Source organism: Nocardia donostiensis, assembly GCF_002081715.1.
Lineage (GTDB): Bacteria > Actinomycetota > Actinomycetes > Mycobacteriales > Mycobacteriaceae > Nocardia > Nocardia donostiensis.
In genome coordinates, this window is the sequence record NZ_MUKP01000051.1 from 19401 (window position 1) to 30546 (window position 11146).

At 64.3% G+C, this 11146-nt stretch carries 15 protein-coding genes; 7 read left to right on the forward strand and 8 right to left on the reverse strand.

What is annotated here, in order from left to right; genetic code table 11:
- The first annotated feature begins 65 nt into the window (after positions 1-65).
- On the forward strand, positions 66-341 hold the full coding sequence (locus tag B0T44_RS23140; RefSeq protein ID WP_077116624.1) for a hypothetical protein: 276 nt from the start codon (positions 66-68) through the stop codon (positions 339-341).
- Here B0T44_RS23140 and B0T44_RS28625 read toward each other — a convergent pair.
- The gene (locus B0T44_RS28625; RefSeq protein WP_367946988.1) at positions 290-502 is read right to left on the reverse strand and encodes a hypothetical protein; all 213 of its coding nucleotides are present in this window, start codon (positions 500-502) and stop codon (positions 290-292) included. The genes B0T44_RS23140 and B0T44_RS28625 overlap by 52 nt on opposite strands.
- Before the next feature lie 11 nt (positions 503-513).
- Between B0T44_RS28625 and B0T44_RS26760 the strand changes: the two genes are divergently transcribed.
- The 3 genes from B0T44_RS26760 to B0T44_RS23150 are packed head-to-tail and all read left to right on the forward strand — an operon-like array spanning position 514 to position 1683.
- Positions 514-930, forward strand: a complete 417-nt coding sequence (locus B0T44_RS26760) for a hypothetical protein (RefSeq protein WP_139347787.1) — start codon at positions 514-516, stop codon at positions 928-930.
- Positions 931-934: 4 nt separating this feature from the next.
- Positions 935-1312 (forward strand): DUF6188 family protein, encoded by a 378-nt coding sequence (locus tag B0T44_RS26765; RefSeq protein WP_139347788.1) that lies wholly within the window; start codon positions 935-937, stop codon positions 1310-1312.
- The gene (locus tag B0T44_RS23150) at positions 1309-1683 is read left to right on the forward strand and encodes a hypothetical protein (protein WP_139347789.1); all 375 of its coding nucleotides are present in this window, start codon (positions 1309-1311) and stop codon (positions 1681-1683) included. The genes B0T44_RS26765 and B0T44_RS23150 overlap by 4 nt, the downstream gene beginning before the upstream one ends.
- A 50-nt stretch (positions 1684-1733) precedes the next feature.
- Here the strand turns inward: B0T44_RS23150 and B0T44_RS23155 are convergent, their stop codons facing one another.
- Positions 1734-2153 carry a MerR family transcriptional regulator gene (locus tag B0T44_RS23155; protein WP_077116669.1) on the reverse strand — a complete coding sequence of 140 codons (420 nt, stop codon included), beginning with the start codon at positions 2151-2153 and terminating at the stop codon, positions 1734-1736.
- A 63-nt stretch (positions 2154-2216) separates the two neighbouring features.
- Between B0T44_RS23155 and B0T44_RS23160 the strand changes: the two genes are divergently transcribed.
- The 3 genes from B0T44_RS23160 to B0T44_RS23170 all read left to right on the forward strand — a co-directional run bounded on the left by B0T44_RS23160 (position 2217) and on the right by B0T44_RS23170 (position 6141).
- Positions 2217-2681 (forward strand): PPOX class F420-dependent oxidoreductase, encoded by a 465-nt coding sequence (locus B0T44_RS23160; RefSeq protein WP_077116627.1) that lies wholly within the window; start codon positions 2217-2219, stop codon positions 2679-2681.
- A 122-nt stretch (positions 2682-2803) separates the two neighbouring features.
- The gene (locus B0T44_RS23165; protein ID WP_077116628.1) at positions 2804-4750 is read left to right on the forward strand and encodes an acyl-CoA dehydrogenase family protein; all 1947 of its coding nucleotides are present in this window, start codon (positions 2804-2806) and stop codon (positions 4748-4750) included.
- A gap of 116 nt (positions 4751-4866) precedes the next feature.
- Positions 4867-6141 carry an ATP-binding protein gene (locus B0T44_RS23170; protein ID WP_077116629.1) on the forward strand — a complete coding sequence of 425 codons (1275 nt, stop codon included), beginning with the start codon at positions 4867-4869 and terminating at the stop codon, positions 6139-6141.
- A gap of 78 nt (positions 6142-6219) precedes the next feature.
- Here B0T44_RS23170 and B0T44_RS23175 read toward each other — a convergent pair whose 3' ends face one another.
- From B0T44_RS23175 to sucB, 6 genes are all read right to left on the reverse strand, one after another.
- Complete coding sequence (locus tag B0T44_RS23175) at positions 6220-6477, reverse strand: hypothetical protein (RefSeq protein WP_077116630.1); 258 nt, start codon at positions 6475-6477, stop codon at positions 6220-6222.
- Between the two features lie 442 nt (positions 6478-6919).
- The gene (gene lipA, locus B0T44_RS23180) at positions 6920-7936 is read right to left on the reverse strand and encodes a lipoyl synthase (RefSeq protein ID WP_077116631.1); all 1017 of its coding nucleotides are present in this window, start codon (positions 7934-7936) and stop codon (positions 6920-6922) included.
- Positions 7933-8676, reverse strand: a complete 744-nt coding sequence (gene lipB, locus B0T44_RS23185; protein WP_077116670.1) for a lipoyl(octanoyl) transferase LipB — start codon at positions 8674-8676, stop codon at positions 7933-7935. Before lipB ends, lipA begins: the two co-directional genes overlap by 4 nt.
- A gap of 2 nt (positions 8677-8678) precedes the next feature.
- Positions 8679-9206 (reverse strand): GNAT family N-acetyltransferase, encoded by a 528-nt coding sequence (locus B0T44_RS23190; RefSeq protein ID WP_077116632.1) that lies wholly within the window; start codon positions 9204-9206, stop codon positions 8679-8681.
- Positions 9203-10102 carry a TIGR01777 family oxidoreductase gene (locus B0T44_RS23195; RefSeq protein WP_077116633.1) on the reverse strand — a complete coding sequence of 300 codons (900 nt, stop codon included), beginning with the start codon at positions 10100-10102 and terminating at the stop codon, positions 9203-9205. The genes B0T44_RS23190 and B0T44_RS23195 overlap by 4 nt, the downstream gene beginning before the upstream one ends.
- 15 nt (positions 10103-10117) lie before the next feature.
- The coding region (gene sucB / locus B0T44_RS23200; RefSeq protein ID WP_081512569.1) for a 2-oxoglutarate dehydrogenase, E2 component, dihydrolipoamide succinyltransferase at positions 10118-11146 on the reverse strand (1029 nt) is incomplete at its 5' end.

Sequence of the window (11146 nt, forward strand, 5' to 3'; positions counted from 1 at the left end):
TCGAGGCAGTAGTGGAACTCGCCAGGTACATGCATGATAGCCGAACAATGCAAAGACTTATCGATATGCTGGATGACGAGATCGTCAATGTGGAAGTCGATGCGGCAGAGGTGTTGGCTCGGCACGGCGGTAAGGCTGGGCTACTCACGATCCTGGAGAATCTCGGGCGACGCGGAGACGACGGAGACTCCGATTACATAGCTAACAGACTCAACGCCCTCGACGCCAGCGGTGCTGTGCCGGTATTCGACCTCATGCTATCGGTTGACGAGGATGAACTTTCCGAAAATCAAAAACTCGGGATTCGAGACCTACGTGAATTGCGCGGCGAGTGGCCGTAACACAGGCCCGATGTAATGAAGGCTCTAAAACGCTCACGCCAGTTCGCGATGTCGTCATCGGTGATCTTCCGGAACAGCACCGGCGGAACGGTGAATCTGGTACCTACGGAGAAAGGCAGCCCAGCTTTGGATCCCGGAGGGAGCAGGCCAGAGTTGTACAGAGGAGCCCCGAGTGCCCAGTGACCTCAAATCAGCGTTCGACAAGTCTCGCGACCCGGACGTCGGCGAGCGCATTGCAGCAGTGCGCATGCTGGCCGACCACATCACAGAACCTGTGGCTCGCCAGCGGCTCGGTGAGATGCTCGATGATGACAACATCGCCGTCTTCGTCGAAGCAGCAGAGGTACTGGTTACGTGGCGGGGTGAGCAAGGGCTCATAGCGGTACTGAGCGAGCTGGGGCGTCGTGCCGGTGACGCCGACCTCGACTACATCGTGTACAAGCTCCAAGAATTGCAGGGCTCCGGAGAAGCTCCCGTCCTCCGCCGCGCTCGCGCGTTGAACCTCGGTGAACTGCCATCCGAGGTCGCTGCCGGAGTCGAATATCTCGAGGAGGATTTTGGGTATTACGAGCCGCATCAAGAATGGTAGCGTAATGGAACTCCCGATATCCAGCCAAAGCATTTCGGTGAAATCGTCACATCCGATCCTGATCATTCGAACAACGGATGGGTATGAAATCCAATCAGAAGGGGTTATAACGATCACCTCTGAAAGCGGAGCGAGCTGGCAGGGAGATGTCGAAGAAACGGATATAAGGCAGTTTCCGATCTGGGGCTCGGTAAACGGGGTAATAGAATCTGCCTTTGTGAACGAGGAGGGAAATATGAAGACCACCTTCGAGTCCGGCTGCGTGATCGAGTTCCATCCAGATGCCGAGTACGAATCTTGGTCAGTGACCGGGCCAGGCGATTATCGCATGGTATGCATGCCGGGCGGAGAACTTGCTATTTGGTCACCCGGGATACAGTGACGGAAGACTATTCGACTATTGCCTCTTTGGCGGGGGTGTATCTGGAGGACAGTTACGTTCTCGATATTATCGAGAAGCCGGGGATGCTCAGTTTCAGGCTCGAAGCCGTGCTGACGCCAGAGAACAAGGAGTATCGCCTCCCGAGGCCCGGCGAGCAATACTACTACAGGAATGGAGCGTTAATATTCTCTGGTATTACGCGGATCGATTGGATGGAGCGGTCTTTCCGGTCATACACTGATGCGTCCGGCGAGACGGACTATGGCAACATCGACTCTTTGGTCACATACTCGGACGGCTACCAGATAGAAGGGGACTGGGGATCGGTCAGGGTCTGGAGTGACGAATCGCCGACCTTCCGCTTCGTCTGACACCAACGCCTGTGACGTGGCGAACGGCGTGGGCGGCGATACGTCGCCGGTCAGTTCGGGGGAGAAGTCGGCCCTGGCGTATCCGGAGAAGTGTAGGGGTGTACACCGCAGGTGCAGGCGTCGATGGAGGGGCAGGTGCAGGCCATACCCCATTCGAGGATCGATCGAGCCTGGGTGAGGGTGGTGATCTGTGCGTCGATATCGGCCATCTTGGCTGCGGCCAAGGCTCGGCTCGCGGGGCGGCCGGGAGTGTCGTCGGCCAGCAGTAGCTTGATTTCGTCGAGTGAGAACCCTGCGGCTTTGCACAGGCCGATCACCTGGAGCCGGGTCAGCGCAGTCTGGTCGTATCGGCGGCGGCCGCTCACTCGCGCCGCGGGGAGCAGCAGTCCGAGCTCTTCGTAGTAGCGCAGGGTTGTGGCTGGAACTCCGGAGCGGCGCGCGATCGCGCCGATAGACATGTGTGGCGACATCATGTCGATTATCGACGCACGAGCCCTTGACTTCGAGTTGACTCGAAGTCGTTGAATGCCGCTATGACTTCTCGTTCCCTCTCGGCCCCATCCGACGCGCTCGCATCTGCTCGGTATGCGCTGCTGCGCAGTTACCGGCGGGACGGTGCCGCCGTTGACACCCCGATCTGGTTCCGGTTGGACGGCAATACGCTGGTGTTCCGCACCAAACGCGGCCCGAAAACCCGTCGACTGTCCGCAAATCCTCGGGTTGAGCTCCGGCCGTGCGATTACCGCGGCCGCGTCATTCCCGGTAGTGGGGCAGTGTTCGGCCGAGCGACGCTTCTCGACGGCGCGGAGGCGGAAGCCGCCGACCGTGCCCTGCACGCACGGTACGGGTGGCAGTGGAACGTGATACCGCTGATCAAGGTGCCTGGTGTGACCAATGTGCACCGCGACTTGTCCGTGCGTGAAAAATTTCGCCGGGCGAGGTCGACAACGCTGTGGCCGGACAGCGTCATCGTTCGAGTCGAGCTCGCCCCTTCGTGAGCATCGCCGTCTACGGCCGGATCACTGGCTCTGTGCAAATCCTTCCCCACGTGGACCTACCGGCTGGTAACAAAGATCCCTACACTCGACTGTGACCGCTGTCACGTCCAAAGGAGGGCATCATGGTCACTTCCGCGAAAGTCGAAGCCACTGAGGAGCAGGCCCGCCAGTTGGTCGAGGAATCCCGGGAAACCACCTGGACCAAACCTTCCTTTGCCAAGGAGTTGTTCCTCGGCCGCTACCGGGTGGACCTGATTCATCCGTTTCCGCGGCCCAGCGCGGAAGACACCGCCAAGACCGATGCGTACCTGACGCGACTTCGGGCCTACTGCGAGTCCATCGATGGCAGTGTGATCGAGGCGCAGGGCCGTATTCCGGAGGAGTATGTGCGCGGCCTCGCCGAACTCGGTTGCTTCGGGCTGAAGATCCCGGAGGAATACGGCGGACAGGGCCTTTCTCAGGTCGGCTATAACAAGGCGCTGATGCTGGTCGGCTCGATACACCCTAGTTTGGGTGCGCTGTTGTCCGCGCACCAGTCGATCGGTGTGCCCGAACCGCTGAAGTTGGCGGGCACCCAGGAGCAGAAGCAAAGGTTCCTGCCGCGCTGCGCGAAGGGCGCGATAACCGCCTTCCTGCTCACCGAACCCGACGTCGGTTCCGATCCGGCCCGCATCGCCAGCACCGCGACCCCCACGGCCGACGGAGAAGCCTACGAACTCAACGGTGTCAAGCTGTGGACCACCAATGGCGTGGTCGCGGAACTGCTGATTGTGATGGCGCGGGTGCCGAAAAGCGAGGGGCACCGTGGCGGTGTCTCCGCCTTCGTCGTGGAAGCCGACAGTCCGGGCATCACAGTGGAGCGGCGCAATGCGTTCATGGGCCTGCGCGGTATCGAGAACGGCGTTACTCGCATGTACAACGTCCGGGTCCCCAAAGAGAATCTGATCGGCCGTGAAGGCGACGGGCTGAAGATCGCCCTCACCACGCTCAACGCAGGCCGGCTCGCGATTCCGGCGATGTGCACCGCGGCATCCAAGTGGTCGCTGAAGATCGCCCGCGAATGGTGCGCCGCCCGCGTGCAGTGGGGGCGGCCGATCGGCGAGCATGCCGCGGTGGGCGCCAAAGTGTCCTATATCGCCGCGACGACCTATGCCTTGGAAGCGGTACTCGACCTTTCGGCAACCATGTACGACGAGAACCGCAACGACATCCGCATCGAAGCGGCACTGGCCAAGCTGTGGGCCTCGGAGATGAGCTGCCGGATCGCTGACGAACTCGTGCAAATTCGGGGCGGCCGCGGATACGAGACGGCGGCGTCGTTGCAGGCGCGGGGAGAACGTGCGGTCGGCGCCGAACAGCTGGTGCGCGATCTGCGGATCAACCGGATCTTCGAAGGCTCCAGTGAAATCATGCGCCTGCTGATCGCCCGGGAGATGGCCGACGCGCATATGGCTGCTGCCGGGGCGCTCGTCGACCGGCACGCGGAGTTCAAGGAGAAGGCAAAGGCAGCAGTGGGTGCAGGCGGCTTCTACGCCAAATGGTTCCCGCAGCTGGCCGTAGGCCCAGGCACGGTACCGGCCATGTTCAGTGATTTCGGGCCGCTGGCACCGCATATGCGTTTCGTCGAGCGGATGGCGCGCAAGCAGGCCCGCGCGCTGATGTACGGCATGGCGCGCTGGCAGGCGAAGCTCGAGTACCGGCAGATGTTCCTGGGTCGCCTTGTCGATCTCGGCGCGGAACTGTTCGCGATGTCGGCGGCCTGTGTACGAGCGCAAGCCGAGCGCGTCGACGGCACGACGGAAGGGGCAGCCGCCACGGAACTGGCCGACGTGTTCTGCCGGCAGGCGCGACTCCGCGTGCGGCAGTTGTTCGACTCGCTGTGGGACAACACCGACGACGAGGATGTGCACCTGACCCGCAATGTGCTCGACGGCCGCTACCGCTGGCTGGAGGAGGGCGTGATCGACCAGAGCGAGGGCACCGGTCCGTGGATTGCCGACTGGCAGGCGGGTCCGTCCACTGAGGAGAACCTGTTGCGGCCATGGTTGCGGGTGGGGGCGGTTCAGTGATGCGCCTCGAACCACTTCTGGTGATCGCGATCCGCCCAGCCCCTTGACCTGCTAACGGTAGCCTAGACTGGCTGCTAACGGTAGCGTAGTTGTCGTGCTAACGGTAGTTTAGCCCTGTGGATCAGTACAGACGGCGGGTAGTCGACTCCGAACTCGACGACTTGTTGCCCGGCCTGGCAGCCGTGGCTGTCGAAGGTGCCAAAGGGGTGGGGAAAACCGCAACGGCACAGCGGCGCTGCGAGGTGATGTATGCGCTGGACAATGAGCAGCAGCGTGAACTGCTTGCTGCCGACCCGGGGCGGCTCGATCGCGATTCGGGCACGATTTTGATCGACGAATGGCAACGCCAGCCATCGGTGTGGGACGACGTTCGACGCAGTGTCGACCGAGACCCGCGGGCAGCGCGATTCATCCTTACCGGCAGCGCGGCTCCCACCGAGGCGCCGATGCACTCCGGCGCCGGACGGATCGTGCAAATACGGATGCGTCCGATGAGCCTGGCCGAACGAGGCATCTGCGAGCCGACCGTCAGTCTGCGGGACCTGCTGTCCGGTCGGCGTGCGGCGCTCGCGGGCGACTCTCCGATGGACCTCCCGGCATATGTCGAGGAGATCACCGGCTCGGGTTTCCCCGGGATTCGTCCATTGCCCGATCGGGCTCGCCGAGCTCAGCTCGACGGCTATATTGCCAGAATTGTCGAACGAGACTTCCCGGAACAGGGGCATGTTGTTCGGCGGCCTGCCACTCTGCGGGCGTGGCTCGCCGCATACGCTGCCGCGACCGCGACCACCACCTCCTACAATGCAATTCTGGATGCGGCGACGGCCGGGGAGACCGACAAGCCGGCGAAAACAACGACAATCGCTTACCGCGATGTTCTTTCCCAGCTGTGGCTGTTGGACCCGGTGCCGGGCTGGCTTCCGGTCGGCAACACCATTGCACGACTGGCCCAAGCTCCCAAACATTTTCTTGCAGATCCGGCGCTATCGGCCCGCTTGCTCGATATGACAGCGGAGACGCTGCTGGCCCGTTCCGGCCAGAATATGCGAACCCCTTACGGCGTAAATGTTCTCGGCCAGTTGTTCGAATCATTGGCCGCACTCGACTTGCGGGTCTACGCACAGGACAACGAAGCCAGGGTGCAGCATCTTCGTACCCGGAACGGTGACCACGAGGTCGACTTCATCATTACCGGGCAGGGCGGGCGGATCGTCGCCGTCGAGACCAAGCTTGCGCCAACAGTGGACGAGCAAGATATCGTTCACCTGCGATGGCTGAAGGCCAAGGTCGGGGAATTACTTGCCGACGCTGTGGTGATCACCACCGGGAGCTATGCGTACCGCAGGCCTGATGGAATTGCTGTGGTCCCCTTGGCCCTGCTCGGCCCATAGGGGAGGAACTGCTTACAACCCAACGCTCCATCCAGCGTGCGAACCAGTAAGCCGGCCTTGCCGGGAACTCCTACGACCCTAGCTACCTTCGCAGGCGATCCCGTTGCCGTCGCGGTCGAGGTCGTATTCGTCGGGGCCGATGACGCGGACGCGTCCGGTGTAGGCGGGGCCGTTGCCGCTGCCGCCTTCGCAGTCCACATCGCTGGTGATGGGGACGCAGGGATCGTAGGAGGAGTGGCAGCCGGAGGGCTGAGCGGCGGCGGTGGCTGTGGGGAGGGCCAGTGCGACGGCCGCGGTGGCCAGGACGGCTGTGCCGAGCGTGGCTGCGAGCTTCATCTTGCTCCTATCAGGTGAGCGATAACGAAATGCAGTCTGCCAGGCGGGATCTCCAGAATGAAATTTTTACCTAAAAACAGTCCGCTAAAATCTTATGGTCCCTATTGATGACTGGCTGACTGGCGAAACCGGCAGTCAGCAGGGCGCTGCCCCCGCGTGACCACTGGGCGCAAATGCCGAAGAAGAATGCGAAATAGCGGACGAAAAGCGCCGTAATCGGCGGTGGCGGAAGGACGTTCATCTCATGGGGACGAACAGTCCAGAGCGGCGCGATCACCGCTGAGTCCTGATCAGGAGAACAGGCGCTTGTCGAGTAGCCTGTTCAGCGAGTGCAAACGGCACGGGTGATGCCGGGACCGGGTACGAGGCTTGGTGCAGCGTGATAGGGAAGTGCCATATCACGCTGCACCGAAGGTTGCTGATGTGCGGAAAGAAGATTCGGTCAGCTGCCGAAACGAGCCAGCACCGCACTGGCTTCCTGCGACGCGGTGCCTTCCTCGGCCAGATGCGCCATCTCGGGCGCGAGCTCGCGGCCGTGATGCTTCATGGCTTGGGCGTATAACCGGCCGGCGCGGTAGGACGAGCGCACCAGCGGACCGGCCATCACACCCGCGAAACCGATCTCCTCGGCGACACGTGAATGCTCAACGAACTCTTCGGGTTTCACCCAGCGATCCACCGGATGATGCCGGGGCGAGGGCCGCAGGTACTGGGTGATGGTGAGGATGTCGCACCCGGCTTCGTGCAGGTCACGCATGGCCTGAGTGACTTCATCATGGGTTTCACCCATGCCGAGGATCAGGTTCGATTTGGTGACCAGGCCATCGTTGCGGGCGGCGGTGATGACTTCCAGCGAACGTTCGTAGCGGAACGCGGGGCGGATGCGTTTGAAGACCCGGGGCACGGTCTCCAGGTTGTGGGCCAAGACCTCGGGACGGGTGGCGAACACCTCGGCGAGCCGGTCCGGTTTCGCGTGGAAGTCCGGGATCAGCAGTTCGACGCCGGTGTGCGGGGTGAGTTTCTTGATAGCGCGGACGGTTTCGGCGTACAGCCAGGCGCCGCCGTCGTCCAGATCGTCACGGGCGACACCGGTGATGGTGGAGTAACGCAACCCCATCGCCTGCACGCTTTCGGCGACGCGGCGCGGTTCGTCACGGTCCAGTGGCGCGGGTTTGCCGGTGTCGATCTGGCAGAAATCGCAGCGGCGGGTGCATTGCTCACCGCCGACGAGGAAGGTGGCTTCGCGGTCTTCCCAGCATTCGAAGATATTGGGGCAGCCCGCTTCCTCGCAGACAGTGTGCAGACCCTCGCGTTTCACCAAACCCTTCAGCTCGGAATATTCCGGGCCCATGGTGGCGCGGGTGCGGATCCAGCTCGGTTTGCGCTCGATGGGGGTTTCGGCGTTACGGGCTTCGATGCGCAGCAGCTTGCGGCCTGCGGGAGCTTGCGCTGAGGTCACGAGATCGAACCTGCTTTCGTATCGTCCGCCGGTTCGGCACGGGGGATATCGTGCTCCGACACCGGCAGCTCACCATTGAGGGCGGCGATGATGGCTTCGGCGGTCAGTGGGCGCACCTCGTCGACGGTCACTTCACGACCCAGTTCACGACTGAGCGTGGTAGTGCCGACGTCGCGGATACCGCACGGGATGATGGCGTCGAAACCGTCGGAAACGGAATTGCAGTTCAGGGAGATACCGTGCAGAGCGACACCGCGCTGCACCCGGATACCGATCGCGGCGATCTTGCGTTCGGGCAGCACATCGGTGGCAGGCAGCCACACACCGGAACGGCCCGCGACACGTCCGCACCCGACCCCGAGGTCGGTGCACACCGTGATCAGCGCCTCCTCCAGGCGGCGCACATAATCGACCACGTCGACCGGTTCGGCCAGTCGGATGATCGGATAACCGACGAGCTGCCCCGGCCCGTGCCAGGTGATCTTGCCGCCGCGGTCGACCTGCACGACGGGACTGCCGTCGACCGGTAGGTCCTCGGGCTCGGTCCGGCGGCCCGCGGTGAAAACGGAGGGGTGTTCCAGCAGCAGCAGATGGTCGGCGCCTGTGCCTTCGGCGCGTTGTCCGGCGATATCGCGCTGGATGTCCCAGGCCTGTTCGTAGTCGATGAGTCCCAGCTCGCGCACGACGACGGGTGTGCTGTCGTAGCGTGCCGACCGGGTGGCGGTGCGCGTGTTGTTCACGATCACGACGTTACGCCCATGTCGAGGGTGAGCTGCATCAGCGTCAAATCCATCCAGCGGTCGAATTTACGGCCCACCTGCGGCAGCACACCGACGGTGCGGAAGCCGAAACGTTCGTGCAGCGCGACCGAACCGGTATTGCGGGATTCGATGGCGGCGATCACGGCGTGGATGTTTCCCGCGGCCCGCGCTCGGGCGAGCAGCTCGGTGAGCAGCGCGGTGGCCACACCGCGCCGGTGGAAACGTTCGGCGACATACACCGAGTTCTCCACGGTGTGCCGGTAGCCGGATTTCGGTCGCCACGGGCCGTAACTGGCGTAACCGGCCAGTTCGCCGTCGATTTCGGCGGCCAGCACCGGTCGCCCCGCGGTTGTGCGGTTGTGGAACCAGGCCAGACGTTCGCCGAGGTCGGCCGGTTCGGTGTCCCAGATGGAGGTGGTTTCGGCGATGGCTTGGTTGTGGATTTCGAGAATTGCGGGCACATCGTCGAGCCGGGCGTCCCGGACGACGGTGGCGTCGATACTGGTCATCTGCTCGTATTCGTGATCGCGGTGAGGGCGGCGCCGACAGTGGGATGCCGGAACTGGTAGCCCGTTTCTTCCAACACCGATGGAATCGCGCGGGGGCCGCTGAGAATTCCCTCCTGCGCGAATTCGCCGATCACGGCACGTAACGCGAACGCGGGCACCACCAGCGGAGTGGGACGGTGCAGCGCCCGGCCCAGCGCCCGATTGAACTCCGCGTTGGTGACCGGGGCCGGGCCGACCACATTGACCGGCCCGGCCACCGACTCCCGGGTGAGCGCGAACATGATCGCGCCGACCTCGTCGTCCAGCGAAATCCATGGCACGTACTGGCGGCCGCTGCCCAGCCGCGCGCCCACACCGAGCAGATACAGCGGACGCAGCATCGCCAGCATCCCGCCGCTGCGGGCCAGCACCACCGCACTGCGCAACAGCACGACGCGGGCGCCCGCCGCGGCGGCAGGAGCGGTCGCGGCCTCCCAGTCTCGGCACAGCCGCGCCAGGAAACCGGTGCCGGGCGGGGTGGTTTCGTCCACCACCCGGTCGCCGGTGCCGCCCCCGTAGACGTGGACGCCGCTGGCGTTCAACAGCACCGGAACGTCCGCGGCGGCGACTGCTGCGGCCAGCACATCGGTCGGGGTGATCCGGCTGTCGCGCAGCTCCTGTTTGTAGCTGCCGGTCCAGCGTCTGCTGCCGATACCGGCGCCGCACAGGTTCACCACGGCGTCGGTATCGCGCAGCACCCGCTCGTCCAGGTCGCCGCGTGCGGGATTCCAGACGTGCTCGTCGGGTCCGGCGGCCGGGCGGCGGACCAGCCGGGCAACGCGGTGCCCGTCGCGGCGCAATGCCGCGACGAGCGCCGTCCCGATCAGACCGGACGATCCGGCGATCACGACCTTCATGCCCGCGGCCTCGTGTTACAGCCCGAGATCGGCCTCGAACGCCGCCTCTTCGAGGCGGTGCCGGATGGTGGTGAGGAACCGGCCCGCGTCGGCGCCGTCGACCAGGCGGTGATCGTAGGTGAGCGGCAGGAAGCACATCGACCGCACGCCGATGGATTCGCTGCCGGTCGCCTCGTCGGTTACCACCACCGGACGCTTGACGATCGCGCCGGTGCCCAGCATGCCCGCCTGCGGCGGAACCAGGATCGGCGTATCGAACAGTGCGCCCTGGCTGCCGATATTGGTGATGGTGAAGGTGCCGCCTGCCAATTCGTCGGGCTTGAGGCCGCCGGTGCGGGCCCGGTTGGCGATATCGGCGATGGCGCGCGCCAGCCCGGCCAGCGACAGATCGCTGGCGTTGTGGATCACCGGGGAGAGCAGACCCTGGTCGGTGTCGACGGCGATGCCGAGGTGCACCGAGGCGTGGTAGGTGATCTCCTTGGTGTTCTCGTCGTAGCTGGCGTTGACGTTGGGATGGGTGCCAAGCGCCTCGACCACGGCCTTGGCGAAGAACGGCAGGAACGTCAGGTTGACGCCCTCACGTTCCTTGAACGCCGCCTTGGCCTGCGCGCGCAGCGACGCGATCTTGGTGACGTCGACCTCGTGGACCTGGGTGAGCTGCGCGGTGGTCTGCAGCGATTCCCGAGTCTTGGCCGCAGTGATCTGGCGGATCCGGTTGGCTTTCTGCGTGGTTCCGCGCAGATGCGCCAGCTGCGGGCTAGGCGCAGCCGGAGCCGGGGCCGACGGCGCGGCAGGAGCCGCAGCGGCCGGAGCCGGGGCGGCGGGTGCCTTCTTGGCCTCGGCGGCGGCGAGCACGTCCTGCTTGCGGATACGGCCACCGACACCGGAGCCGGTGACGGTGCTCAGGTCGACGCCGTTCTCCTCGGCCAGCTTGCGTACCAGCGGAGTGACGTACGGGGTGGCGCCGTTACCGCCGGACGGGGCCTGGGCGGGCGCCGCGGGCTTCGGGGCTGCGGGCTGCGGCGCCGGGGCAGGTGCGGGAGC

Excerpts from the sequence above, each read along its gene's own strand:
- B0T44_RS26765 (WP_139347788.1), top strand. The coding sequence starts at position 935 with ATGGAACTCCCGATATCCAGCCAAAGCATTTCGGTGAAATCGTCACAT.
- B0T44_RS23195 (WP_077116633.1), bottom strand. The coding sequence starts at position 10,102 with ATGAAGGTCGTGATCGCCGGATCGTCCGGTCTGATCGGGACGGCGCTC.
- B0T44_RS23165 (WP_077116628.1), top strand. The coding sequence starts at position 2,804 with ATGGTCACTTCCGCGAAAGTCGAAGCCACTGAGGAGCAGGCCCGCCAG.
- B0T44_RS23190 (WP_077116632.1), bottom strand. The coding sequence starts at position 9,206 with ATGACCAGTATCGACGCCACCGTCGTCCGGGACGCCCGGCTCGACGAT.
- B0T44_RS23160 (WP_077116627.1), top strand. The coding sequence starts at position 2,217 with ATGACTTCTCGTTCCCTCTCGGCCCCATCCGACGCGCTCGCATCTGCT.
- B0T44_RS23140 (WP_077116624.1), top strand. The coding sequence starts at position 66 with ATGCTGGATGACGAGATCGTCAATGTGGAAGTCGATGCGGCAGAGGTG.
- B0T44_RS23175 (WP_077116630.1), bottom strand. The coding sequence starts at position 6,477 with ATGAAGCTCGCAGCCACGCTCGGCACAGCCGTCCTGGCCACCGCGGCC.
- B0T44_RS23155 (WP_077116669.1), bottom strand. The coding sequence starts at position 2,153 with ATGTCGCCACACATGTCTATCGGCGCGATCGCGCGCCGCTCCGGAGTT.